This window comes from Actinomadura barringtoniae (assembly GCF_017573505.1).
GTDB classification, from domain to species: Bacteria; Actinomycetota; Actinomycetes; order Streptosporangiales; family Streptosporangiaceae; genus Spirillospora; species Spirillospora barringtoniae.
Genome location: NZ_JAGEOJ010000006.1, coordinates 171,064 through 194,626, shown reverse-complemented (window position 1 = coordinate 194,626; position 23,563 = coordinate 171,064). Strand labels below are relative to the sequence as shown.

The following is a 23,563-nucleotide window of genomic DNA, read 5'->3' as shown; positions in this document are numbered from 1 at the left end:
TGCTAACTATCTGGCCGCCAGCGGGGAGAGATAACAGGCCGTTGACAACCGGGATGGCCACGGCCATCGACCTGCTGGCCTCTGTGATCGCCACGACCGACTACGGTGAGGAAGCAGCCCGGTTGCTCGGCATCGGCCAGCAGACCTGGGAAGTCATCCGCCACCTCCAGTTCGGCATCCCCGAACTCCTCGCCGCACGCCAAGCTGCGGAGCATCAGGCCAGACAGATCGCCGGGGACACCGCCTACGAGGCAGTCTTCCGCAAGGGCCTGGAAAGCCGAGGTGACGACGGCATCACCTGGGCCCTGCACCAAGACCTGATCCTCCGCTCACCGGGGTCGGGGAATCGTCGGACGTATCCCCTTCAACGGCGACCGACCGCGCAGACCCGGGGACTCTGGTGTCGGGTGACTGAGGGACTCCGAGACTTCTTGCACGCGCCTTGAGCGCGTGGTGGAGACCCCTGAGGGCAGCAAAGCTGCAGGTCGGATGGTAGGTTCCGAGTAAGTGTCAGGGTTTTGGGTCTTGGTGATCTGGAGCCTGGCGGAGGCGAGGTTGGGCCGGGGACTCATAATCCCTGGGTCGCGGGTTCGAGTCCCGCCCGCCCTACAAACCGCCCTCCCACCAGGGAAAACCCCGGATCACCAGCCCTAAGGCCCCCAAAGGGGCCGTACGACCAGGGGAGTCCGGGACTCAAACCGCTCACCCGGCCGTCCGGATCCCGGAGGGTGATCATGTCGAGCAAGCCGCTGTTCCGCACCGGAACACCCGCGCCGCAGTCCCGGCGCAAGCGAGCGCCCAAGGCCGTGTCGCGGTCGTTGATGATCGAGCACTACGAGCAGCACCTGCGCACATCGAACAGCCGCCCATACGCGCCCGAGACGATCAACGGCTACCTCCGCTGCGCAACCTCTTCAAGCGGCTGGAGAAGGAGACGGGCACTACCAGCCCCTTCACCAGCGAGGACACCGACCGCTACGTAGCCCGCGAGCAGAAACCCCAGACCCTCGCCCGGGAATTCATCAAAGAACTCCTGGGCTCGTGCGACAGCACGTCCTTCACTGGGACGAGGGACGAGGCCATCACTCGTCTGCTGCTGGAAGGGATGCGGGTCGGTGAGGTCGCCGACATCGAGCCCGAAGACGTACCAGCCCTCACCGAGCCGATCTTGCGAGTGACGCCGAAGAAGGGCGAGCTGCGCTACGCCGACGACAGCGGCCGGCGGATCCTGCTGGAACAGGAGACCGTCAAAGCCATCCAGCGCTATCTACGCGTCCGAGCCGAGCATCCGCTCGCCGAATCCCATCTGGCCGAGCACCTCTGGCTAGGCCAGGGCTCAGCACTGCCGTTCGGTGCCAACGGCATCCGCCTGATGCTGATCCGCCGCTGCAAGCGACTCGGCTAAGACGCCCACGCGACACCCAAGATGTTCCGTCACACCTTCGCGCACGACTTCCGCGCCAACGGCGGCTCCATCGACGACCTGGTCCACCACCAGGGCTGGTCAGGCCCGGCCATGGCCTACCGCTACGGCAAGGACCTGGCCGAGGACCGCGCCATCCAGGCCAAACGCAGGCTAGGCAACATGTATTGACCTTGAGCCACGCCTTCCAGCGTTGGAGGCAGCACTCAGCACATGGGATCTCGTACTTCTCGCACACATCCGCGCACACAAAGGCCAACCGGCTGGAGTGACTCCCAACAGAACAGTCCGTGCGGGGCCAGGAGTCCGCCATCAGCACAGTGAAAAGGCCATCGATCACGCCCAGCGAACCGGCGTCTTAGGCGGGCTTGCCCATGTCGATCCATCGCTGGAGCTTCTCCAGGTGGGCCTCGGGCCACGCGCCGTCGCAGGGCATATGCCCGCTCAGCAGGGAGCCGATGATGGCATCGGCGTGCTCGGCGACATCGGCGTGCTCGAACAGATCGAAGCGGGCCAGCATCGCGTCTCGGTCCTTCGTTCGGAACAGGGGCTTGATGTCTTGCTCGAAGCTGAGCTTGCCGCTTTCGGGTGATCGCACGTCTTCCTCCTTCGTAGGGCGGGTGATCGGTCCTTAGAAAAGACAGGCCAGCTCGCTCATCGGTGACAGGTTCTTTGAAATCCCCACCTCTGCTGCACGCGGAACTCAGGTAGACGCTCGCTAGGTGCCCTGAGCAGTGGGTGGTGCGGAGAGCTGCGGAGCGTCCGCGACCAGCGTGTCCCGTTCTGGGGATGCGTCCCTGTTCCGGATGAGGGTGAGGGCGGTCATCGCGACGCAGATGGCCGTGATCGATGCGACGACCGTGACCACTCCGGTCTGGGCGGCCGCCGCGGGCAGGAGGAGGATGGCGGCGGTTCCGCACAGCGCCACGGCGGGATGCAGGATCGACGTGCCGAGGATGGGCATGTGGACTGTCCAGAGCAGCAGGACGAAAAGCGCGGTCGGAATCGCCACGGCGTAGCAGATGGCGAGGGGTGACGCCTTGAGGTCGTGTGCGGTCTGTTCGACTGCGACGTCAAGGCCGGCGCCGAGCGCGGCGAGGCTGGCGAAGATGCCGTAGTGGCCGTAGCCCCAGCGGTAGGAGAGGTGTCGGCGGTCGTTGAGGCCCGAGCCGGCGGGGGCGAGGAAGTAGAGCCACCAGAGGGCGAACAGCAGGACGAGGCCGGAACCGGCGATGACGACGAGCCGGCGGCTGACGTCTGCCTCGTCCAGCCCTCGGGCGACCGCGTTCGACGCGGCGAGGACGCTCTCCCCGAAGAGAATGATCGTGAACAGGCCGTAGCGTTCGGCGATGTGGTGCGGGTGCCAGGCGGTGGGACTGGTCCGCTCCGCCCATCGCGGCACCGCGAGTTCCAGGACGGCGAGGGCGGCGAAGCACGGGACCTGGGCCGCAGAAGGCAGCGCGCCTGCCTCCGCCGAGACCAGCCAGAGGATCCAGGCCGCCTGCGCGACGATGATGCCGAGGGCGTACCGGTGGGCGGTGCGGCGGCCCGCCGGGTCCTCGGCGCTGGCTCGTAGCCATTGCGCGACGAGTGCGGTCCGCATGACGAGGTAGCCGATCGCGACTGCGCGGTAGTCGGAGTGGTCTGCGGCGGCCGGCACGCCCGCGGCGAGGATCAGGACGCCCGCCATCTGCACCATGGTCAGCAGCCGGTAGGGGACGTCGTCGGTGTCGTATGACGAGGCGAACCAGGTGAAGTTCATCCACGCCCACCACACCGCGAAGAAGACCTGGAGGAACGGGACGAGCCCGGCCAGAGCGTGTCCGTCGGCGATGTGGTGCGCGAACTGGGCGGTGACGGCCGCGACCGCCACCACGAAGGTGAGATCGAACAGTAGTTCGAGAGGGCTTGAGGCGCGGTGCGGCTCGTCGATCGCGCGGGCGGTCATCCGGACCCGGATCCGGCAGGCGGCACCTGTTGATGGCACGGTCTTGCTCCCCTCGTCGCATGGGTTCGTCCAGCTGCAAAGACAAGGGAGAGCGCCCGGTTGTGACGGCCGGCGCCCGATCTGGCCTTTTCGGTGAATATTTCGCCGAAGTTGTCACAGCCCGAACGGGTGGCCTGTCTTAGCTGGCGACCGGGCGGTGATCGACGGCCTGGCGAACTGAAGGGGTACTCATGAAGATCGTGGTCATCGGTGGCACCGGCCTGATCGGGTCGAAGGCCGTGGAGATGCTCCGGCAGCACGGGCACGAGGCGGTGCCGGCCTCGCCGAACACCGGTGTGAATACGCTCACCGGTGAGGGGCTCACCGAGGTGCTGGAGGGCGCGTCGGTGGTGATCGACGTGTCCAACTCCCCGTCCTTCGAGGACGAGGCGGTGCTCGACTTCTTCCGGACCTCGACCGGCAATCTGCTGGAGGCGGAAGAGAAGGCCGGGGTGGGCCACCACGTCGCGCTGACGATCGTGAACACCGACCGGCGGCCCGACATCGGCTACTTCCGGGCGAAGCTCGCGCAGGAGAAGCTGATCGAGGAGTCGCCGATCCCGTTCTCGCTCGTGCACGCGACGCAGTTCTTCGAGTTCGGGCGCAGGATCGCCGACGAGGCGGCCGCAGGCGGGGACAAGGTCCCGATGCCGCCGGTGCTCTTCCAGCCCATCGCGGGCGAGGAGGTGTCCCGGACGGTCGCGAGGACCGCGGCGGGCGCGCCGCTGAACGGCCGGATCCAGATCGCCGGCCCCGAGCGGGTCCGGATGGACGAGTTCTTTCGCAAGGCACTGGCCGCGTGGGGCGACCCGCGTGAGGTGGTCACCGACCCGCACGCGCATTACTTCGGCGCCGAGATGCGCGAGCGTGACCTGGTGCCGGACGACGGCGCCGCGACGCTCGGCGAGATCAAGTACGCCGACTGGCTGGCGAGCAACGGCGCCCGCTGACGGCCTTTCGCCCCCGCACCGCACAAGCCAAGGAGGTACATCCATGTCCGTCACCGACCCCGCGGCGACCGGCCCGAAGACCCGATCGACCGCGTGGCAGACGGCGCTCACCACGATTCAGGAGGCTGAGCCGCCCTTCATCCCGACCGGAGCGCATGCGACGACCGTCGTCATCGAGTACCCGCCCGGTGACCACGGCGCGCCGCCGCACCGGCATCCCGGTCCGGCGTTCGGGTACGTGCTCGAGGGCGAGATGCTGCTGGAGCTCGAAGGGCAGGCGCCTCGGCCCGTGCCTGCGGGTGAGGCGTTCTGGGAGCCGGGCGGCGACGTCATCCACTACCAGGACGGCAACAACCGAGACGACATGCCGGTCCGGTTCGTCGTCACGATGCTCTGCGACCCGGGCAAGCCGATGCTGACCCTGGTGGACGAGGCGGAACTCGCCCAGCGCGCGCATCTGCGGGTTTCCGGGGATTCCTGACCGGCGTACGACGACCGCGCTGTCGAGAACATCGGCGCGCTCGACCTTACGGGGGAGATACACCATGACGGCATCGGCGATGGTCGCCGAGTTCGACGACGTCGCCGGGTGGACCGCCGACGCCGTCGAACGACTCGGGGAGCGGTACGCGATCCCGGCGGCCTGCCGCGGCAGCGCGAATCCGGCCGCGCTGGCCTGGCTGGGGGAGGCATGCGAGCTGAGGGCCGGATCGGTCCTGCTGGACGTGGGTGCCGGCGTCGGCGGGCCGGCCGCCTGGGCGGCCGAGCGGTTCGGGGTCCGGCCGATCCTGCTGGAACCGATGCCGGCCGCATGCCGCGCCGCGGCCCGGCTGTTCGGGCTGCCGGTCGTCACGGCGGACGGCGACCGGATCCCGCTGCGGGCGGGGTCGGTCGACGCCGCCTGGTGCCTGGGAGTGCTGGACACCGTCCAGGACAAAGCCGCGGTTCTGCGCGAGATCCACCGAGTCCTGCCGCCTGGGGCGCCCTTGGGCCTCCTGGTCGTCGTCGCCCGGGACCCACGGGCCCTCGCCCCGGAGGGCAACAGCTTTCCGACTCGGCGAGGGCTCGCCGACCTGCTCGACGGCGCAGGGTTCGACCTGGTCGAGCAGGTCGGCTGCCCTGGCGACGCGCCGCTGTCGTGGACACGGCGTGTCGAGCGGGTCGTCGCCGCTGTCGCCGGCAGGCACCGGGCCGACCCCGCTCATGCGCTGGCGCTCCGGCAGGGCGAGACCTTCACCCGCCTGTTCGCCGCTGGGCAGATCTCCATGCAGCTGATCCATGCGACCAGACGCCGGGCCGGGCGGTCATCCGAGCAATTTCTTTGTGGAGGACATATGAGCACGTCGACCGGCGATGAATTCGAGGTCGAGTTCGAGGCGGAGGTCGAGGCCGAACTGACCCTGGCCGAGTCGGGCGATCAGGAGCGGGCCTCCGAGATCCCGGCCTCGGAGTGGCTGTTCGATCCGATCGACGTCGAACGCGAGGAGGTCGAGCTCCGCAACCTTCTCGGCGCGGCTGGGGAACTGGAAGCCGGTTCCCGGCCCCGCAAGCCCTGCGCCGACGAAGGCGCCTGAGCACGCGCACCTGAGCAAGCACCTACGCGAGCGCCTGGTCCCTACCCAGCCGCGGCTGCGGCGCCGATGAACTCACCTCACGAGATCCGAAGCGAGAGACCATGAACCACCCACCCGGGCGGCAGCATGCCCCCGAATCCGTTCCGGCGACGGGGATCGCCACGATCGACGACCTCCGCGAGCACCTCCAATGGGCGATCGAGCTGGAGCACGCGACCCTGCCGCCGTACCTGTGCGCGCTCTACTCGCTCGACGCCGAACGCAATCCCGAGGCCGTCGAGGTGGTGGCGGGCGTCTTCATCGAGGAGATGCTGCACCTGACGCTGGCGGCGAACCTGCTCAACGCCGTCGGGGGTAGCCCGCGGCTGGACACGCCGCAACTGCTGCCGCCGCATCCCCGGCGGTTGCCGCACGGCGATCCGTCGCTGGAGTTGTCGCTGCTTCCGTTCGGTGACGAGGCGCTTGAGATGTTCTTGCGCCTGGAGCGGCCGGCGCCGCCCGGCGCTCCCGCCGAGGGCGACCGCTACGAGACGATCGGGCAGTTCTACGAAGCGATCGAGGACGGGCTGCGCGGCCTGTGTGATCGGCTCGGCGAGGCAGAGGTCTTCGGCGGCGATCCGGCCCGCCAGATCCACGCCGAGCAGTTCCGGCACACGGCCGGACGGATGATCGCGGTCACCGATCTGGCCTCGGCGCTGGCCGCGCTGGAGGAGATCGTCGAGGAGGGCGAGGGCACGTCCCGCGGCGCGGTCTGGGACGGCGACCCGGACGTCCACCATCCCGACCGGGACGAGGTCGCCCACTACTACCGCTTCCAGGAGCTCAGGGCCGGCCGCCGCTACCGCCGCGGCGACACCCCGCGGTCCGGGCCGACCGGCGAGCCGCTCGGCGTGGACTTCGCCGGCGTCCTTCCGATGCGGCCCAACCCGAAGATCACCGACCACCCCCCGGGCAGCGCGATCCGCAACGCCCAGGAGGAGTTCAACCGGACGTACTGCACCCTCCTGCACTTGCTGGAGCAGGCGTTCAACGGCAGCCCGCGGCTGCTCGCGGTCGCCGTCGCCACCATGCACAAGCTCAAGGCGCAGGCCCAGGCTCTGATGCGGACGCCCGACGGCGACGGCACGACGGCCGGCCCCACGTTCGAGTACGTCCCGCCGCCGGAGCGCGGATGGACCGCCGGCGACGAGCCGCAGCGCATCACGGTGCTCCCCGACGGCCCGTACCTCGTCCACGGCGGCGTCCCGCTCCGCCGCAAACGCAAGATCGTCTCCGCCGAGGGCAACGCGCTCACCTGGCAGACCGGTGACACCCTGCAGACCGAGCCCACCTACGCGCTATGCCGCTGCGGCCAGTCGGGGTCCAAGCCGTTCTGCGACGGGACGCACGCCCGGATCGGGTTCGACGGCACCGAGAACGCCGACGTCCGGCCCTACAAGGAACTGCAGCACGTGCACGACGGAGTGGGCATCTCCGGGCAGCGCGTCGGCGAGCTGTGCATCCACGCCGCGTTCTGCATCGGCCGCACCCGGCCGATCGCCGAGATGCTGGCCGACACCGCCGACAGCGACGTCCGCTCCAACATCATGGGGCGCATCGATCACTGCCCCTCCGGCTCCTACAGCTACGCCCTCCAACGCGGGGGCGAGACGATCGAAGCCGACCTCCCGCGGGCCATCTCGGTCCTGGAGGAGGAGGACGGACTGGCCAGTGCCCTGTGGGTCACCGGCGGCGTGCCGGTGCACCGTGCGGACGGCCGGCCGCTGGAGACCCGCAACCGAGTGACCCTGTGCCGCTGCGGCCACTCGGCCGGCAAGCCGCTGTGCGATGGCACGCACCGCAAGATCGACTTCCGTGAAGAGCACGCGGGCGACAGCCGTCTCTCCGGAACGGAGCACGACCGTGCCTGATTCCGAGCGGCGGATCGCGACGCCGGTGCTGGTGATCGGTACCGGCGGAGCGGGGTTGCGTGCCGCGATCGAGCTCGCCGAACGAGGTATGGGCGTCCTTGCGATCGGCAAGCGGCCGAAGGGCGACGCGCACACCACGCTCGCCGCCGGCGGCATCAACGCGGCACTGGCGACGATGGACCCGCAGGACACCTGGCAGCAGCACGCCGCCGACACCCTGCAGGAGAGCTACCTGCTGGCCGACCCGCGCATCGTGCGCATCGTGACCGAGAACGCGGCACGCGGCATCGACGACCTCGTCCACTACGGGATGCCGTTCGCACGCGAGGCCGACGGGCGGATCTCGCAGCGCTTCTTCGGTGCCCACACCTGGCGGCGCACCGCCTTCAGCGGCGACTACACCGGGCTGGAGATCCAGCGCACCCTCGTCAATCGGGCGGCCCAGCTGAAGGTGCCGATCCTCGACACCGTCTGCATCACCCGCCTGCTGGTCCGAGACAACGTCATCTTCGGTGCCTACGGGTTCGATCTGAACGACGGCGCCCGCTACGTCATCCACGCCGACGCGGTCATCCTGGCCACCGGTGGACACACCCGGATCTGGCGCCGCACCTCGTCCCGCCGCGACGAGAACACCGGCGACTCGTTCCGCCTGGCCGTCCTCGCGGGCGCCCGCATCCGCGACCCCGAGCTCGTGCAGTTCCATCCGTCCGGCCTCATCGAGCCCGAGAACGCGGCGGGGACGCTGGTGTCGGAGGCGGCCCGGGGCGAGGGCGGACGGCTGCTGAACGCTCTCGGGGAGCGGTTCATGGCGCGGTACGACCCCGAGCGGATGGAGCTGTCCACCCGTGACCGGGTCGCGCTGGCCGCCTACACCGAGATCAAGGAGGGGCGTGGCACCCCGGCCGGCGGCGTCCTGCTGGACGTCTCGCACCTGCCCCGGGCCACGATCATGACCCGGTTGCCGCGCGTCTACCAGACGCTGCTGGAGCTGCAGATGCTCGACATCACCAAGGACCCCATCGAGGTCGCCCCGACCGCGCACTACTCGATGGGCGGGGTGTGGGTCCGGCCAGAGGACCACGGCACCGACGTCGACGGCCTGTATGCGATCGGGGAGGCCGCCAGCGGCCTGCACGGAGCGAACCGGCTCGGCGGCAACTCCCTCATCGAGCTGCTGGTGTACGGCCGGATCACAGGGGCGGCCGCGGCCGCCTATGCGGCGTCCCGCGACACCCAGCGGCGCGGCGGGTCCGCGCTCGCCGAGGCCCGCCAGGAGGTGGACGACCTGCTTGCGTGCGACGGCCCGGAAAACGTCCGGGCACTGCAGCGCGCGGTCCGGGACATCATGACCGAGCACGGCGGCGTCGTCCGCGATGAGGCGGGGCTGCGCCAGGGACTGGTCGAGCTGGCGGCGGTCGAGGCTCGGATGGGCGACCTGGGCGTCCACCCCGACCTGGCTGGCTACCAGGACCTCGCGCACGCGTTCGACCTGAAGTCCACCGTCCTGGCCGCCCGCGCCACGCTGGAGGCGGCGCTCGAACGCCGCGAGACGCGCGGCTGCCACAACCGCTCCGATCACCCGGAGACCGACACCTCCTTGCGGGTCAACCTGGTGTGGTCGGGGCCCGGCAAGATCGAACGTGAGCCCCTGCCGCCGATCCCCGCCGAGATCGCCGCCCTCATGCGCGAGGTCTCCACCCACGGAAAGCTCGTCGAATAGCAGGCCGCTGCCGGGCGCGGTGGCCCGGCAGCCGCTGGGACCTCCCAGAAAGGCAGCATTATGAACGACATATTGAACGGCAAGGTCGTCCTCGTCACGGGAGCGTCGTCGGGCATCGGCGAGGCCACTGTGCTGGCCCTCTCGGCGGAGGGGACCCGCGTCGCGGCCGGGGCCCGGCGCGGCGACCGGTTGGAGTCCCTGGCCCGCAAGGCGCCCGGAGAGGTCCTGACCCTCGATCTGGACGTGACCGATCAGGAGTCGGTGCGAGCCGCGGTCGCCGCGACCGTCGAGCGCTTCGGCGCCCTGGACGTCCTGGTGAACAACGCCGGGGTGATGCTCAGCGGCCCGATCGCCGGTGCGGACACCACGGAATGGACGCGCATGGTCGAGACCAACCTGCTCGGGTCGATGCACACGGTCCATGCGGCGCTGCCGCATCTGCTGGAGGCCAAGGGCATCGTCGTGCAGGTCTCCTCGACATCGGGCCGGATCGCATCGGCCTACAACGGGGTCTACGCCGCGACGAAGTTCGGCGTCAACGCCTTCTCCGAGGCGCTACGGCAGGAGGTCACCGCCCAGGGCGTACGCGTGGTGATCATCGAACCCGGCTTCGTCGCGACCGAACTGGCCGGGCACATCACCGATCCCACGATGCGGGCGGCGGCGGGGGACATGGCCGCGTCCATGCGCACCCTGCAGCCCGGGGACATCGCCGACGCCGTCGTGTATGCGGTCACTCAGCCCGAGCATGTCGCGGTCAACGAGATCCTCATCCGCCCGACCGATCAGACGCGTTAGCTGAGAGCCATCCGCCCTCCGCGGAGGGCGGATCCGAACACGGGCCGAGTCCCTGGTGCCGCACCAGGGACTCGGCCCGTGTCGTGCTCTGGGGAATGCCCTTTTGCCCGGGGATCGGTGCGGCATACCCAGGGATCGAGAGCCCCCCGTGAATCGGCCAGGGAGCGACCCTGGTGCCTTTCCCTGCCTGGCCCGGCGAGCGTGATCGCTATCGGCGAGACGCCGATCGGGACCCGCGGAGCAGGACGGAAGGGACAACCGCCCATGACCAAGCACATGCCGGAACCCGAGCGGCTGGACGGGACGCTCGAACAGGCCACCTCCGTCTTCACGCGGACGCGCCCGCGCCTGTTCGGCATCGCCTATCGGGTGCTCGGCAGCGTCGCCGAAGCCGAGGACGTCGTCCAGGACACCTGGTTGCGCTGGCAGGGCGCCGACCGCCCGGCCATCGCGAACCCGACGGCCTTCCTGGCATTGATCACCACGCGGCTGGCCATCAACATCTCCAAATCCGCCCGATCACAGCGCGAGACCTCCATCGGCCCCTGGCTGCCCGAGCGCGTCGGCACCGGCACCGACCCCGCCCTCGAAGCCGAACGGGGCGAGGCGCTCGAACTCGCGCTCCTGCTGTTGCTCCAGCGGCTCACCCCGACCGAACGGGCCGCCTACATCCTGCGCGAGGCGTTCGACTATCCGTACGCACAGATCGCGGAGGTCCTGCAGGTCAGCCCGGTCAACACCCGCCAGCTCGTGACCCGCGCCCGCAAGCATCTGACCACGGCGCGACGTGGGCCGATCGACAGGGCCGAGCACCGCCGCCTCGTGGAGATCTTCCTCAGCGCCGCCCAGACAGGGGACACCGCCGCCCTTGAGGACCACTTCGCCGCTAACGCCGCCGGCCCGTTCAAAAGCCGCGGCAGAGGCGCGATGAGGTCGGCCGCCCTGCATGGCGACCGCGTGGCGTGATCCGGAGGCGGCGTACTGGAGCCGCCTGCGCACAGCGCGCGCCTGTGACGCTCGTCGGCGGATCTTGTGCCTGGTTCTCATCGGAGCACCCGCGCTCCCGGGGAGCGCCACGTGCCCAGGGACCCGCCCAGTGACTCACCCGGGTCTCACCCCATACCTGGTCAGACGACCTTTGTTGATGTCGCCCCGAGAACGAAGCAATGACTGGAGGGACAGTGACGACCGACGACGGCACCGGCACAGACCGCGCCGGACGATGGCTCTTGCCCGCGCGGGTACGGCCATGACCAAGACGACCTTGGACTGGGATGAGGCGGCGTCGTGCCGCTCGCTCGATCCCGACCTGTTCTTCCCGGTGGCCGGGGAGACCGTCTACATGACGCAGATCGAGGCGATCCGCCAGGTCTGCGCGGCCTGCCCCGCCGCGAGCCGCTGCCTGGAATGGGCCCTGGCCACCGGCGAGCCGGACGGTATCTGGGCCGGCACCACCCCTGGCGAGCGCCGCCGCCTCCGGGCGGCCCGGAGAAACCCCGGCCCCGCGACCGATCCCGCTCACTCCCGCGCCCGGAAGGCCGATGCCGCATGACCCGTCTACTCGTCGAGGAAGAGGCCCCGCGGCCGGGCGAGTTGCGGATCGATCACCGTGTCCTGCTGAACCGCGTCACGCTGATCGCCATCGCCGGTGAGATCGACATCGCCACCGCGCCGCAACTGCGCGCCTACTGCGAGCGGCACGCCCGGCCCGACCGCGGACGGCACCTCGTCCTCGACCTGACCGAGGTGACCTTCCTGGACTCCAGCGGCGTCAAGATCCTGGTGGACGCCCACCTCGCGGCTGAACAACACGGTACGACCGTACGGGTCGCCGCCCCGTCCCCGCTGGTCACCCGCGTCTTCGACGTGCTGCGGCTGGGCGACCACATCCCCGTCCACACCACGGTGCGGCAGGCGCTCGCCGCCGCCCTGGCCGCGTCGGGCCCGTCACGGGCCCCGCGACGGGCCCCGCTGCCGGACGGGATGCCGGTCGAGGCCATCAGGAAATGCAGGGCCGGAACGGCACCCAAGGAGATGAGAACGTCATGACGGAACAGGCCGATGTGGTGGTCCTGGGGCTAGGGCCGGGCGGCGAGTTCGCCGCGGGCGCGCTGGCCGAGGCGGGACTGGACGTGGTCGGGGTGGAGGCGGAGCTCGTCGGAGGCGAGTGCCCGTACTGGGGATGCATCCCCAGCAAGATGATGATCCGCGCCGGGAACGTGCTCGCCGAGGCCGGCCGCGTCCCCGACCTGGCCGGTGAGGCGAAGGCGGTGCCCGACTGGAGCCGAGTCGCCGAACGCGTCCGCAGGGAGGCCACCGGCGGTTGGGACGACCAGCTGGCCGCCGACCGCCTGGCGGCCAAGGGTGTGCGACTGGTCCGAGGGAAGGGGCGGCTCGCGGGCCCGGGCCGGGTGATCGTGGGCGACCGCACGTTCCGGGCCGGGCGGGGTGTCGTCGTGGCCACCGGGTCCGGCCCACGCATCCCCCCGGTGCCGGGCCTGGCGGAGACGCCCTACTGGACGAACCGGGACGCCATCGCGACCGAGGAGATGCCCGCCTCGATGCTGGTGCTCGGCGGCGGCGCGATCGGTGTGGAACTCGCCCAGGTCTTCGCCCGCTTCGGATGCGCGGTCACCGTCCTGGAGGGCGGGGACCGGCTGCTCGCCCAGGAGGAACCGGAGGCCGGGGAGCTGGCGGCGAAGGCGCTGCGGGCCGATGGCGTCAGCGTGCGCACCGGCGCCCGAGCCGTCCAGATCGAGCACGACGGCGCCGCCTTCGAAGCCCTGCTCGAAGGCGGTCTGGAACCGCTTCGCGCCGAACGCCTACTTGTCGCGACGGGCCGCCGGACGGACCTTGGCGCGCTGGCGGTCGACACGGTGGGCCTCGACCCGACCGCGCCGGCCGTGCACACCGACGGCCAGATGCGAGCGGGGGAAGGGCTATGGGCGATCGGCGACATAACCGGCCGCGGCGCCTTCACCCACGTCTCGATGTACGAGGCACGGATCGCCGTCCGCGACATCCTCGGTCAGCCCGGCCCGGACGCCGACTACCGGGCGCTGCCCCGGGTCACCTTCACCGACCCCGAGATCGGGGCCGTGGGGCTGACCGAGCAGCAGGCCCGCGATCGGGGCATGCGCGTGCGCACCGGCCTGGTGCCGATCGCCTCGTCCTCGCGCGGCCTGGTGCACGGACCCGGCAACGAGGGGTTCGTCAAGCTCGTCGAGGACGCCGGGCGCGGTGTCCTGGTCGGCGCCACCTCGGCCGGTCCCACGGGAGGCGAGGTGCTGTACGGGCTGAACGTCGCCGTCCACACCGAGACGCCCACCGACCGCCTCAAGCACATGATCTACACCTATCCGACCTTCCACCGGGCCGTGGAAGCGGCACTGGACGACCTCCACTGACCCCCGGTGACGGCGCCGCGGTACGGCCACCAGGGGATTTCCACCGCCCCAGGGACTCGCCCAGGGTCCCACCCGGGTGCCCCGGGATCCCCGGTCGGGCGACCGTGATGGACAACGGCCCGGAGAGGCCAATGACGATCAAGAACAGTTTCGGAAAGGAAGCACCGATGAGTGAGCACGTTCTAGAGCCGGCGGCGCAGGAGCTCGCCGACGCCACCTCCAAGCCCCCGTTCCTGTACGAGCTGGGCACCGAGGGGGCCCGCAAGGTCCTGGACGACCTCCAGTCCGCCCCGATCGGCAAGCCTGAGGTCGACGAGAAGTGGATCACCGTGCCGGCCGGGGTCGGCGACGTCCGGGTCCGCATCGTCAGGCCCGCTGGGACGGCCGGTGAGACCCTGCCGGTCGTGCTGTACGTGCACGGCGGCGGCTGGGTGCTCGGCAACGCCGGGACCCACGACCGGTTGGTACGCGAGCTGGCGGCCGGCACTGGCGCGGCGGTCGCCTTCGTCGAGTACGACCGGTCGCCCGAGGCTCGCTATCCGGTGGCGATCGAGCAGGCCTACGCCGCCGCGCAGTGGATCACCCGGCACGGCGCGGACGAGGGGCTGGACGCCTCCCGGCTGGCGGTCGCCGGGGACTCGGTCGGCGGGAACATGACCGCCGCGCTGACCATCCTGGCCAAGCGGCGCGGCGATGTGATCTTCGTCCACCAGTCGCTCTACTACCCCGTCACCGACGCCGCCCAGGACACGGGCAGCTATCGCGAGTTCGCCGACGGCCCCTACCTGACCGCCAAGGCCATGGCCTGGTTCTGGGACGCCTACACCACCGATCCCGCCGAGCGCGCCGAGATCACCGCCTCACCGCTGCGCGCCACCCTCGACGACCTGGCCGGGTTGCCGCCCGCCCTCGTCCTCGTGGACGAGAACGACGTGCTGCGCGACGAGGGCGAGGCCTACGCCCGCCGCCTCACCGAGGCCGGAGTGCCCACCACCAGCGTCCGCTACAACGGCACGCTCCACGACTTCATGATGCTCAACCCCGTCAGCGGCACCCGCGCCGCGCGAGCCGCCACTGCCCAGGCCATCACCGCCCTCACCTTCGCCCTGCACACCCGAAAGGAAGACCGTTGAACACCACAGAGCAGCCCGTCATCGTCCTGGTCCACGGAGCGTTCGCCGAATCGGCGAGCTGGAACCGCGTCATCGAGCGCCTGCACGGCCGCGGCCTGGAGGCCGTCGCCGTGGCCAATCCGCTGCGCAGCGTGGCGGGCGACGCCGCCTACCTGCGCGACGTGATCAGCGGGATCGGCCAGCCGGTCGTCCTCGTCGGCCACTCCTACGGCGGCATGGTGATCACCCAGGCGGCGGCCGGCGACCCCGCCGTCCAGTCCCTGGTCTACGTCGCCGCCTTCGCCCCCGAGACCGGCGAGAGCGCCCTGCAGCTGTCCGGCAAGTTCGAGGGCAGCACCCTGGGGGGAGCCCTGGCCGCCTACCCGGTCACTTCCGGCGGCAACGAGTTCCGGATCGCCGACGACAGGTACCACGCCCAGTTCTGCGCCGATCTGGAGGCCGGTGAGGCCGCCCTGATGGCGGCCACCCAGCGCCCGGTGACGGAGAAGGCGCTGACCGACGGGCTGGAGCCGAACGAGGCGGCCTGGCGCACCAAGCCGTCCTGGTTCGTCTTCGGCGATCAGGACCTCAACATCCCGGCCGAGCTGCAGCGATACATGGCCGAACGGGCCTCTGCGCGGGGGACCCGCGAGATCGCCGGCGCCTCGCACGCGATCGCCGCCTCCCAGCCGGAGGCGGTGGCCGCCTCCATCCTCGACGCAGTCGGCGGCCGGGAGGGCTGAACCAAGCCCTCTCATCGTCCCTCCTCACCGGCCCGCCCGGCGGTTTCTCCGCCGGGCGGGCCGCTGTCACAAACGCGCCGCTAAAAGGCTTCCACCAGGGCTGTTACGGAGGCCGCCGACTCTGGGATCATGGATTCGGAGCGGGCGATCATTCGGGGCACGATGGGGCCGTCCCGACACAAGGTCGACCGCAGTCCGGGCGTGCGACGGAGGCGGTAAGGGTGGAACAACGCAGGCACGGCGCGGGCCACGGGGAGAACGTCGCCTTGCTCGGGCGGGGACCGGAGCGCGCCGTCGTCGATCAGGTGCTCGCGGCCGTCGATACGGGTGAGAGCCGCGTGCTCGTGGTGCACGGCGCGCCGGGCGTCGGGAAGTCGGCGCTGCTCGGGTACGCGGAGAACGCGGCGACGGGCATGCACGTGCTGCGCGCGGTCGGCGTCGAGTCGGAGATGGAGCTGCCGTTCGCCACGCTGCACCAGTTGTGCGCGCCCCTGCTGGACCGGCTGCCGCACCTTCCCGCGCCGCAGCGGGCCGCCCTTGAGACGGTGTTCGGGATCCGGGCCGGGACGCCACCCGAGCGATTCCTGGTCGGGCTGGCGGTGCTCAGCCTCCTGTCGGACGCCTCGCAGGACCGCCCGCTGCTCTGCGTGGTCGATGACGCTCAGTGGGTGGACCAGGCGTCCTTGCAGGTGATCAGCTTCGTGGCCCGGCGGCTGCTGGCGGAGTCGGTCGTTCTTCTCTTCGGCGCACGGGAGCGCTCCCAGGGCCTGCTCGGGCTCCCCGAACTAGAGATCACCGGCCTCCGGGACACCGACGCCCACACCCTGCTGGACTCGGTCACCTACGGCCGTCTCGACCAGCACGTCCGCAATCGGATCGTGACCGAGACCAGGGGCAATCCGCTCGCCCTGCTGGAGTTGCCGCGCGGGCTGACCGTGACCCAGATGGCGGGCGGGTTCGGTCTCCTGCGCTCGGACACGCTGCCGGGCCGGATCGAGGAGAGCTTCCTGTCCCGGATCGGCGGCCTGCCCGAACAGTCCCGGCTGCTCCTGCTGATCGCCGCGGCCGAACCGGTCGGCGACCCCACTCTGGTCTGGGGCGCCGCGGGTCGGCTCGGTGTGACGCCGGAGGAGGCGCTCGCCGACGGCACGCGGGAATGGCTGTCGCTGGAAGCGCGCGTGACGTTCCGTCATCCGCTGGTGCGGTCGGCCGTGTACCGGTCGGCGCCGAAGGAGGACCTCCGGGAGGTGCACCTGGCGCTGGCGGAGGTGACCGACCCGAAGATCGACCCGGACCGCCGGGCCTGGCACCTGGCGTCCGCGGCGGCCGCACCGGACGAGTCCGTCGCCGCGGAACTCGAGCGGTCCGCGGGCCGGGCGCAGGCGCGTGGCGGGCTGGCCGCCGCAGCGGCGTTCCTGCAGCGATGCGTCGCGCTGACCGTCGACTCGTCGCGGCGCGCCGAGCGCGCGGCCGCCGCCGCCGACGCCACCCTTCAGGCCGGCGACCTCGAAGCCGCGCGCCGGTTCGCCGACATCGCCGACCGCAACGCCCAGGACGAGTTCCAGCGCGTCCGGGCGCACCTGGTCCGGAGCCGGATCACCTTCGCGGCCGGCCTCAACCAGGAGGCGCCGCCGCTGCTGCTGACGGCCGCGCAGCGGCTCGAGCCGTTCGACATGGACCTCGCGCGCGAGACCTACCTGATCGCGTGGGGCACCGCGGCGCTGCTCGCCGCACATTCCGACAGCCTCAAGGCGATCTCGGCGGCGATGAAAGCGCTTCCGGCCCCGGCGGGAACCCCGCAGACCCTTGACCTCGTACTCAAGGGCTACGCACTGCTCGTCACAGAGAGCCGGGCCGCCGCAGTCCCGGTGCTGCGGCAAGCGCTGGCCGCGCTCACGGACCTGCCGGTGCGCGAGGTCCTGAAATGGGGCTGGGTCGCCAACGCGGTGAGCGCCGCCGTCTGGGACGACCAGGCGATGCGCGTCCTCGTCGGCCGGGTCGTCGAGGGGGTGCGCGCCGCCGGCGCCCTGACCGAGCTCCCGTTCTGCCTGACCTCGCTCGGGATAGCCATCGCCTGGACTGGGGACTTCGACGCCACCGCCGCGATCATCGCGGAGATCGAGGACGTCTCCGCTGCGACCGGGGTGCCCATCGCCGCGCACGTCGAGCTCCGGCTGAACGCCCTGCGCGGCCGCGAGGCCGAGGCCGAGGCGCTGATCGCCGCCACGATCGAGGAGGCCGGCGCCGGCGGTCAGCTGATGGGAGTCACGGTCGCCCAGTGGGCGGCCGCGGTCCTCTACAACGGCCTCGGCCGCTACCGGCAGGCGCTGTCGGCGGCCCAGGTCTGCACCCGGATGGCCGAGCTCTGGGTGTCGGTCTGGGCGCTCCCCGAACTGGTCGAGGCGGCGGTGCGCGCCGGTGAGGACGATGTCGCCCGCGCGGCGATCGAGGACCTGGCCGAGGCGGCGCGGCCGTGCGGCACGGACTGGGCGCTCGGCGTGCTCGCCCGCTCCCGGGCGCTGCTGAGCGACGGGGCGGCCGCGGCGGAGCTCCATCGCGAGGCGATCGAGCGGCTGGGCCGCACGGAGCTGCGCCCGGAGCTCGCGCGTGCCCATCTGCTGTACGGCGAGTGGCTGCGCCGGAGCAGGCAGCGGGTCGAGGCGCGTGACCAGCTGCGCACGGCCTACGAGATGTTCAAGGCGATCGGGATGGAAGCGTTCGCCGAGCGGGCCCACCGCGAGCTGCTGGCCACGGGCGAGAGCGTTCGCAAACAGGCGGTCGAGGCCGCGTCCGGCGAGGAGCTGACGCCGCAGGAACGGCAGATCGCGCTGCTCGTACGGGAGGGCCTGTCCAACCCGGAGATCGGGACCCGGCTCTTCCTCAGCCCGCGCACGGTCGAGTGGCACCTGCGCAAGATCTTCGCCAAGCTGTCGATCACCTCGCGCAGGCAGCTGCGCGACGTCCTGCCGCCGAGCGAGCACGCCTCGACGCCTAGGTGAGTGCACGGCGGCCCGGTCCGGCTCCCTCATCGAGCACGCATCGGCCACATTTTCGGACATAATTGCACAGACAATAGTAATTAGCTGCAATGGGGGCGGGTGGCGGGTGGGCGTACAGACAGGCGGTGCCTGGCGCGGAGAGAATGCCGAGCTGCTCGGGCGAGGCCCGGAATGCGCCGTCCTCGATGGGACGATCGCGGCCGTCCGCACCGGACAGAGCCGCGTTCTGGCGCTCCACGGCGCGCCGGGCGTCGGGAAGTCGGCGCTGCTGAGGTACGCCGAGGGCGCGGCGACGGGCATGCAGGTGCTGCGTGCGGGCGGGGTCGAGTCCGAGATGGAGCTGGCTTTCGCCACCCTGCACCAGTTGTGCGCGCCGCTGCTGGATCGGCTGGGAGATCTGCCGGGGCCGCAGCGCCATGCGCTCGAGGTCGTGTTCGGGACGCGCGCGGACGCCCCGCCGGAGCGCTTCATGGTCGGGCTGGCGGTATTGAGCCTGCTGTCGGCGGCCTCCGAGAAGGGCCCTCTGCTGTGCGTGGTCGACGACGCGCAGTGGACGGACCGGGCCTCGGCTCAGGTACTCGGCTTCGTCGCCCGCCGGCTGCTGGCCGAGTCGGTCGCCCTCGTCTTCGGATCCCGGGAGCAGCCCCGGGACCTGCTCGGGCTACCGGAGCTGGCGGTCGCGGGGCTGAAGGACGCCGACGCCTACGCCCTGCTGGACTCGGTGACGCCCGTCCGGCTGGACCAGCACATCCGTGAGCGCTTCGTGGCCGAGGCCCAGGGCAACCCGCTCGCCCTGCTGGAGCTGCCGCGCGGGCTGACCATGACGCAGATGGCGGGCGGATTCGGCCTGCTGCACGCCGACACGCTGCCGGGCCGGATCGAGCAGAGCTTCCTGTCCCGGATCGAGGACCTGCCCGAGCAGACCCGGTTGCTCCTCCTGGTCGCCGCCGCAGAGCCGACCGGCGATCCGTCCCTGGTCTGGCAGGCCGCGGAACGGCTTGAGATCTCTCCGTCGGCGGCCCTGGCGAGCGGGACGGACGGGCTATTGGTGTTCGACACGCGCGTCGTCTTCCGCCACCCGCTCGTTCGCTCCGCCGTGTACAGATCTGCGAAGCAGAAGGACCGCCGGGCGGTGCATCTGGCGCTGGCGGAGGTCACCGACCCGAAGGCCGACCCGGACCGCCGCGCCTGGCACCTGGCGTCCGCGACGACCATGCCGGACGAGTCGGTCGCCGAGGAACTGGAGCGGTCCGCGGGCCGGGCGCAGGCGCGCGGCGGGCTGGCGACCGCGGCGGCGTTCCTGCAGCGGTCGGTGGCGCTGACCGCGGACGCCTCGCTGCGGGCCGAGCGCGCCCTGGCGGCCGCCGACGCGAGCCTTCGCGCGGGCGACCTCGACGTCGGACAGAACCTCGCCGAGATCGCCGACCGGGACGCCCAGAGCGAGTTCCAGCGCGTGCGGGCCCAGCTCGTCCGCAGCCACATCACCTTCGCCGCCGGCTTCAACAACCAGGCGCCGCCGATGCTGCTCGCCGCCGCGCAGCGGCTGGAGCCCTTCGACATGGCCCTGGCGCGGGAGACCTACCTCATCGCCTGGGGGAGCGCGTCGTACGGGGCCGCGAACCGGGACAGCCTCATGGCGATCTCCCGGGCGATCAGGAGACTTCCTCCCCCCGACGGCGAGCCGACCGCCGTCGATCTCGCGCTCGAGGGGTTCGCGCTGCTGGTCACCGACGGCCGGAGCGCCGCGCTTCCCACGCTGCGAAGGGGCGCGCGGGCGCTCATTGAGGCTCCGGCGGAGAACCTCATGAAGTGGAGCTGGGCCGCCGGCGCGCTGCCGGCGCTCGTCTGGGAGGACCGGCCCACGACCGAGTGGCCCATCAGGGTGATCGAGGAGCTACGCGCGGTCGGCGCCCTGTACGAGCTGCCCATTTATCTCCACTCGCGAGGGATAACGTCCTCGCTGGCCGGCGATTTCGACACCGCGGCCGCGATGATCGCGGAGGTCGACGCGGTCACCGCCGCGACGGGCGGGCGCATGACCCAGCACACCAGGCTCCTGCTGACGGCGATGCAGGGCCGGGCGGCCGAGGCCGTGACCCTGATCGCCGCCACGATCGAGGAGGACGGCGCCGCCGGCCAGCTGAACGGCGTCGCATCGGCGCACTGGGCGGCCGCGATCCTCCACAACGGCCTCGCCAATCACGAGCGGGCGCTGTCGGAGGCCAGGGCCACCATCGAGAGCGCCAACGCGCTCGTCTCCCAATGGGCGCTGCCCGAGTTCGTCGAGGCGGCGGCGCGCGCCGGGGACGACACGGCCGCCCACGAGGCGTTCGAAGACCTGGCGGACGTGGCGGAACCGTGCGACACCGACTGGGCCCAGGGGGTCCTGGCACGCTGCCGGGCCCTGATGAGCGACGACGCCGCCGCGGACGACCTCTACCGCGAGGCGATCGAGAGGCTGGGCCGGACGATCATGCGCCCCGAACTGGCGCGCGCTCACCTGCTGTACGGCGAGTGGCTGCGGCGGGGCCGGCAGCGGGACGAGGCGCGGGCCCACCTGCGGTCCGCCTACGAGATGTTCACCTCGATCGGGATGGACGCGTTCGCCGAGCGCGCCCGGCGCGAGCTCCTCGCCACCGGCGAGACCGTCCGCAAACGCAGGACCGAGACCCCGGCGAGCGGTGACTTGACCACGCAGGAGCGGCAGATCGCTCTGCTCGTGCGGGACGGCCTGTCCAACCCGGAGGTCGGGGCCCGGCTCTTCCTGAGCCCGCGCACCGTCGAGTGGCACCTCCGCAAGATCTTCGCCAAGCTCGGGATCAGCTCCCGCAAGCAGCTCCCCGAGGCCCTCCCGCGCGACGACTCCACACCCCGGTAGGGTCCCTGGCCCGTGTCGACCAGGGAGACACCCTGGTGCGGTCCGGCGGCGATCCCGGCCAGGCTGATCATGTAGCCGGGCGCAGATCATGGATCCGACTCCGTGATCGGGAAGGGAATGAGGCCGTCATGTCCGATCAGCCGCTGGACGGAGCTATCGCACTCGTCACCGGCGCCAGCAGCGGGATAGGCGCCGCGACCGCGCGCCGCCTGGCCCGGGAGGGCGCGGCGGTCGCCCTGGTCGCCCGCCGCCGCGACCGCCTGGACCAGGTCGCGAGTGGCATCGCGGAGTCGGGCGGACACGCGGTCGCGGTGCCGGCCGACATCACCGACCCCGAACGCGCCGAGGAGGCGGTGCAGGAGACGCTGGACCGGCTCGGGCGCCTGGACATCCTCGTCAACAACGCCGGGATCATGCTGCTCAGCTCGGCCCTGCACACCACCGTCGAGGAGTGGGACCGGATGGTCTCGCTCAACGTGGCGGGACTGCTGCACATCACGCATGCGGCCGTCCCGCACCTGATCTACGCGGCGTCGACCTCGCCCCGGCAGGTGGCGGACCTGGTGAACATCGGCGCGGCGGCCGGACGGGCCGCCCGGCCGGGGAGCAGCGTCTACAGCATGACCAAATCAGGCCTCGGCGCCTTCACCGAGTCGCTTCGCCAGGAGCTGCTCAGTGAACGGGTCCGGGTCAGCATGGTCGAGCCCGGCACCGTCGACACCGAATTGGTGGACCACCTGAACGAGACCGTCCGGGACCTGTCCCGCAGCCGGGTCGCGGGCATCGAGGCACTGCGACCAGAGGACATCGCGGACGCCATCGGCTACGTCGTCACGCGGGAGGGACGGGTCGCCGTCAACCAGATGCTGGTCCGCGCCAGCGACCAGACATGGTGACCGCGACCTGACCCTGCCGGCACCGAACGGTCGACGCGACCAGGCGCGCTAGATGAGGAGATCGAACAGGCTGGTGACGTGCTCCCAGTGGCGGGTCTGTGGGTTCTTCAGCTTGGGGTCGATGATCTTGAACGCCTCGGCGAGCGCGACCGACAGGCCGCCGGCGATCTCCGGGAGCCGGTGCTCGGTCTCCTCGCTCGGCGTCGCGTCCAGCGGGGGACGCCGGGCCAGCCGTTCCAGCAACGGCTCGACCTCGACCTCCTCGTCGAGCCTGCGGAAGCGGTGCACGCACTCCTGCAGGCCTTTGGTGATCGGCAGGTCGTGAGGCTCCAGGACGTCCCGCCGGTTGGCCTTGGCGACGGCGGCGCCCATCAGCAGTAGGTCGTAGAGCTTCTGGTCGATGAAGTCGTTGTAGCGCTTGAGGTCGCTCTTATCGATGTTGAGGCCTGCGGCTGCGCGGAAGAAGCGCTCGAACCGGGCCACTCCCATGACTGTCATGTTCTGAGCCTGATGGGGACCGGTGTCACGCACATCCTCAGCTTTGACAGAACTACGACTACACGGTCTGAGGATGTGGGCCGCGGGAGGACGGCGAAGCATCGGTAATCCGACGTCAGCTGAGGAGGCTTTGAGATGGCGCAGCAACCCGTCCGCCGGACCGGGAGGCAGGTGGCCGCCTACAGCCCGGCCCATCAGTTCGAGGATCTGTACGACCAGATGGGACAGCTCCTGAACTTCGCCTTCGGCGCTCCCGGCCAGGAGGCCCGGCAGGACTTCCCGTGGGTGCCGCCGGCCGACATCTCCGAATCGGAGGACGCCTACACCGTCGAGATCGAGCTGCCCGGGATCAGCAAGGACGACATCGACATCCAGCTCAACGACCGCGAGCTGGTCGTCGGCGGGGAGATCGTGGAAAAGGAGCGCGAGAAGGGCAAGCTCCGCCGCAAGACCCGCCGCGTGGGCCGCTTCGAGTTCCGCGCGATCCTGCCCGGTGACGTGAACTCCGACATGGTCGACGCACGCCTCAGGGACGGCGTGCTCACGCTCAACCTGCCCAAGGCCGAGACCGCCAAGCCGAGGCACATCGAAGTCTCGGCGTGATCCGAATGGCTTCCGGCCGGCCGCGTCCCGTACTCAGCGGCCGGCCGGCGGCTTTCTGGGAG

The 23,563-nt window shown here is 71.0% G+C and carries 22 protein-coding genes and 1 tRNA gene; 20 read left to right on the top strand and 3 right to left on the bottom strand.

Going from position 1 to position 23,563, the window contains the following annotated elements; genetic code table 11:
* Positions 1-53 precede the first annotated feature (53 nt).
* The 4 genes from J4573_RS16235 (at position 54) to J4573_RS16220 (ending at position 1,594) form a co-directional block, all read left to right on the top strand.
* Positions 54-446 (top strand): hypothetical protein, encoded by a 393-nt coding sequence (locus J4573_RS16235; RefSeq protein ID WP_208256313.1) that lies wholly within the window; start codon positions 54-56, stop codon positions 444-446.
* Positions 447-540: 94 nt separating this feature from the next.
* Positions 541-609, top strand: a tRNA-Ile gene (locus tag J4573_RS16230).
* A 496-nt stretch (positions 610-1,105) separates the two neighbouring features.
* Entirely contained in the window at positions 1,106-1,405 is a 300-nt protein-coding gene (locus J4573_RS16225; protein ID WP_208256312.1) for a site-specific integrase, read from the top strand.
* Between the two features lie 21 nt (positions 1,406-1,426).
* Positions 1,427-1,594 (top strand): site-specific integrase, encoded by a 168-nt coding sequence (locus tag J4573_RS16220; RefSeq protein ID WP_208256311.1) that lies wholly within the window; start codon positions 1,427-1,429, stop codon positions 1,592-1,594.
* Positions 1,595-1,781: 187 nt separating this feature from the next.
* Here J4573_RS16220 and J4573_RS16215 read toward each other — a convergent pair whose 3' ends face one another.
* Positions 1,782-2,021, bottom strand: a complete 240-nt coding sequence (locus J4573_RS16215; RefSeq protein WP_208256310.1) for a hypothetical protein — start codon at positions 2,019-2,021, stop codon at positions 1,782-1,784.
* A gap of 120 nt (positions 2,022-2,141) precedes the next feature.
* Entirely contained in the window at positions 2,142-3,410 is a 1,269-nt protein-coding gene (locus J4573_RS16210) for a low temperature requirement protein A (RefSeq protein ID WP_307796658.1), read from the bottom strand.
* Between the two features lie 191 nt (positions 3,411-3,601).
* On the opposite strand from J4573_RS16210, the gene J4573_RS16205 reads away from it, so the two are divergent.
* The 15 genes from J4573_RS16205 to J4573_RS16135 all read left to right on the top strand — a co-directional run bounded on the left by J4573_RS16205 (position 3,602) and on the right by J4573_RS16135 (position 22,400).
* On the top strand, positions 3,602-4,360 hold the full coding sequence (locus J4573_RS16205; protein WP_208256309.1) for an SDR family oxidoreductase: 759 nt from the start codon (positions 3,602-3,604) through the stop codon (positions 4,358-4,360).
* 43 nt (positions 4,361-4,403) lie between these two features.
* Complete coding sequence (locus J4573_RS16200) at positions 4,404-4,841, top strand: cupin domain-containing protein (RefSeq protein ID WP_208256308.1); 438 nt, start codon at positions 4,404-4,406, stop codon at positions 4,839-4,841.
* Between the two features lie 64 nt (positions 4,842-4,905).
* Positions 4,906-5,934 (top strand): class I SAM-dependent methyltransferase, encoded by a 1,029-nt coding sequence (locus tag J4573_RS16195; RefSeq protein WP_208256307.1) that lies wholly within the window; start codon positions 4,906-4,908, stop codon positions 5,932-5,934.
* Between the two features lie 101 nt (positions 5,935-6,035).
* On the top strand, positions 6,036-7,844 hold the full coding sequence (locus tag J4573_RS16190; RefSeq protein WP_208256306.1) for a ferritin-like domain-containing protein: 1,809 nt from the start codon (positions 6,036-6,038) through the stop codon (positions 7,842-7,844).
* A complete protein-coding gene (locus J4573_RS16185; RefSeq protein ID WP_208256305.1) occupies positions 7,837-9,567 on the top strand; it encodes an L-aspartate oxidase in 1,731 nt (576 codons plus the stop codon). The genes J4573_RS16190 and J4573_RS16185 overlap by 8 nt, the downstream gene beginning before the upstream one ends.
* A 60-nt stretch (positions 9,568-9,627) precedes the next feature.
* A complete protein-coding gene (locus J4573_RS16180) occupies positions 9,628-10,365 on the top strand; it encodes an SDR family NAD(P)-dependent oxidoreductase (protein ID WP_208256304.1) in 738 nt (245 codons plus the stop codon).
* Between the two features lie 264 nt (positions 10,366-10,629).
* Positions 10,630-11,331 (top strand): sigma-70 family RNA polymerase sigma factor, encoded by a 702-nt coding sequence (locus J4573_RS16175; RefSeq protein WP_243773100.1) that lies wholly within the window; start codon positions 10,630-10,632, stop codon positions 11,329-11,331.
* Between the two features lie 283 nt (positions 11,332-11,614).
* Positions 11,615-11,917, top strand: a complete 303-nt coding sequence (locus J4573_RS16170; protein ID WP_243773099.1) for a WhiB family transcriptional regulator — start codon at positions 11,615-11,617, stop codon at positions 11,915-11,917.
* Entirely contained in the window at positions 11,914-12,414 is a 501-nt protein-coding gene (locus J4573_RS16165; RefSeq protein ID WP_208256303.1) for an STAS domain-containing protein, read from the top strand. Before J4573_RS16170 ends, J4573_RS16165 begins: the two co-directional genes overlap by 4 nt.
* Positions 12,411-13,772, top strand: a complete 1,362-nt coding sequence (locus tag J4573_RS16160; RefSeq protein WP_208256302.1) for a dihydrolipoyl dehydrogenase family protein — start codon at positions 12,411-12,413, stop codon at positions 13,770-13,772. Before J4573_RS16165 ends, J4573_RS16160 begins: the two co-directional genes overlap by 4 nt.
* A 167-nt stretch (positions 13,773-13,939) precedes the next feature.
* The gene (locus J4573_RS16155; protein ID WP_208256301.1) at positions 13,940-14,905 is read left to right on the top strand and encodes an alpha/beta hydrolase; all 966 of its coding nucleotides are present in this window, start codon (positions 13,940-13,942) and stop codon (positions 14,903-14,905) included.
* Positions 14,902-15,627 carry an alpha/beta fold hydrolase gene (locus tag J4573_RS16150; protein ID WP_243773098.1) on the top strand — a complete coding sequence of 242 codons (726 nt, stop codon included), beginning with the start codon at positions 14,902-14,904 and terminating at the stop codon, positions 15,625-15,627. The genes J4573_RS16155 and J4573_RS16150 overlap by 4 nt, the downstream gene beginning before the upstream one ends.
* Positions 15,628-15,848: 221 nt before the next feature.
* Complete coding sequence (locus tag J4573_RS16145) at positions 15,849-18,626, top strand: AAA family ATPase (RefSeq protein ID WP_208256300.1); 2,778 nt, start codon at positions 15,849-15,851, stop codon at positions 18,624-18,626.
* A gap of 106 nt (positions 18,627-18,732) precedes the next feature.
* The gene (locus J4573_RS16140) at positions 18,733-21,504 is read left to right on the top strand and encodes an ATP-binding protein (protein ID WP_208256299.1); all 2,772 of its coding nucleotides are present in this window, start codon (positions 18,733-18,735) and stop codon (positions 21,502-21,504) included.
* A 128-nt stretch (positions 21,505-21,632) separates the two neighbouring features.
* Positions 21,633-22,400 (top strand): SDR family NAD(P)-dependent oxidoreductase, encoded by a 768-nt coding sequence (locus J4573_RS16135; RefSeq protein WP_208256298.1) that lies wholly within the window; start codon positions 21,633-21,635, stop codon positions 22,398-22,400.
* Positions 22,401-22,448: 48 nt separating this feature from the next.
* Here J4573_RS16135 and J4573_RS16130 read toward each other — a convergent pair whose 3' ends face one another.
* Positions 22,449-22,898 (bottom strand): DUF1931 family protein, encoded by a 450-nt coding sequence (locus tag J4573_RS16130; protein WP_208256297.1) that lies wholly within the window; start codon positions 22,896-22,898, stop codon positions 22,449-22,451.
* 135 nt (positions 22,899-23,033) lie between these two features.
* On the opposite strand from J4573_RS16130, the gene J4573_RS16125 reads away from it, so the two are divergent.
* Complete coding sequence (locus J4573_RS16125) at positions 23,034-23,501, top strand: Hsp20/alpha crystallin family protein (RefSeq protein ID WP_208256296.1); 468 nt, start codon at positions 23,034-23,036, stop codon at positions 23,499-23,501.
* Positions 23,502-23,563 lie beyond the last annotated feature (62 nt).

What these genes read in the sequence shown, in the direction of transcription:
- J4573_RS16235 (WP_208256313.1), top strand. Translation starts at nt 54, where the DNA reads ATGGCCACGGCCATCGACCTGCTGGCCTCTGTGATCGCCACGACCGAC.
- J4573_RS16225 (WP_208256312.1), top strand. Translation starts at nt 1,106, where the DNA reads ATGCGGGTCGGTGAGGTCGCCGACATCGAGCCCGAAGACGTACCAGCC.
- J4573_RS16220 (WP_208256311.1), top strand. Translation starts at nt 1,427, where the DNA reads ATGTTCCGTCACACCTTCGCGCACGACTTCCGCGCCAACGGCGGCTCC.
- J4573_RS16205 (WP_208256309.1), top strand. Translation starts at nt 3,602, where the DNA reads ATGAAGATCGTGGTCATCGGTGGCACCGGCCTGATCGGGTCGAAGGCC.
- J4573_RS16200 (WP_208256308.1), top strand. Translation starts at nt 4,404, where the DNA reads ATGTCCGTCACCGACCCCGCGGCGACCGGCCCGAAGACCCGATCGACC.
- J4573_RS16195 (WP_208256307.1), top strand. Translation starts at nt 4,906, where the DNA reads ATGACGGCATCGGCGATGGTCGCCGAGTTCGACGACGTCGCCGGGTGG.
- J4573_RS16190 (WP_208256306.1), top strand. Translation starts at nt 6,036, where the DNA reads ATGAACCACCCACCCGGGCGGCAGCATGCCCCCGAATCCGTTCCGGCG.
- J4573_RS16180 (WP_208256304.1), top strand. Translation starts at nt 9,628, where the DNA reads ATGAACGACATATTGAACGGCAAGGTCGTCCTCGTCACGGGAGCGTCG.
- J4573_RS16175 (WP_243773100.1), top strand. Translation starts at nt 10,630, where the DNA reads ATGACCAAGCACATGCCGGAACCCGAGCGGCTGGACGGGACGCTCGAA.
- J4573_RS16170 (WP_243773099.1), top strand. Translation starts at nt 11,615, where the DNA reads ATGACCAAGACGACCTTGGACTGGGATGAGGCGGCGTCGTGCCGCTCG.
- J4573_RS16165 (WP_208256303.1), top strand. Translation starts at nt 11,914, where the DNA reads ATGACCCGTCTACTCGTCGAGGAAGAGGCCCCGCGGCCGGGCGAGTTG.
- J4573_RS16160 (WP_208256302.1), top strand. Translation starts at nt 12,411, where the DNA reads ATGACGGAACAGGCCGATGTGGTGGTCCTGGGGCTAGGGCCGGGCGGC.
- J4573_RS16155 (WP_208256301.1), top strand. Translation starts at nt 13,940, where the DNA reads ATGAGTGAGCACGTTCTAGAGCCGGCGGCGCAGGAGCTCGCCGACGCC.
- J4573_RS16135 (WP_208256298.1), top strand. Translation starts at nt 21,633, where the DNA reads ATGTCCGATCAGCCGCTGGACGGAGCTATCGCACTCGTCACCGGCGCC.
- J4573_RS16130 (WP_208256297.1), bottom strand. Translation starts at nt 22,898, where the DNA reads ATGACAGTCATGGGAGTGGCCCGGTTCGAGCGCTTCTTCCGCGCAGCC.
- J4573_RS16125 (WP_208256296.1), top strand. Translation starts at nt 23,034, where the DNA reads ATGGCGCAGCAACCCGTCCGCCGGACCGGGAGGCAGGTGGCCGCCTAC.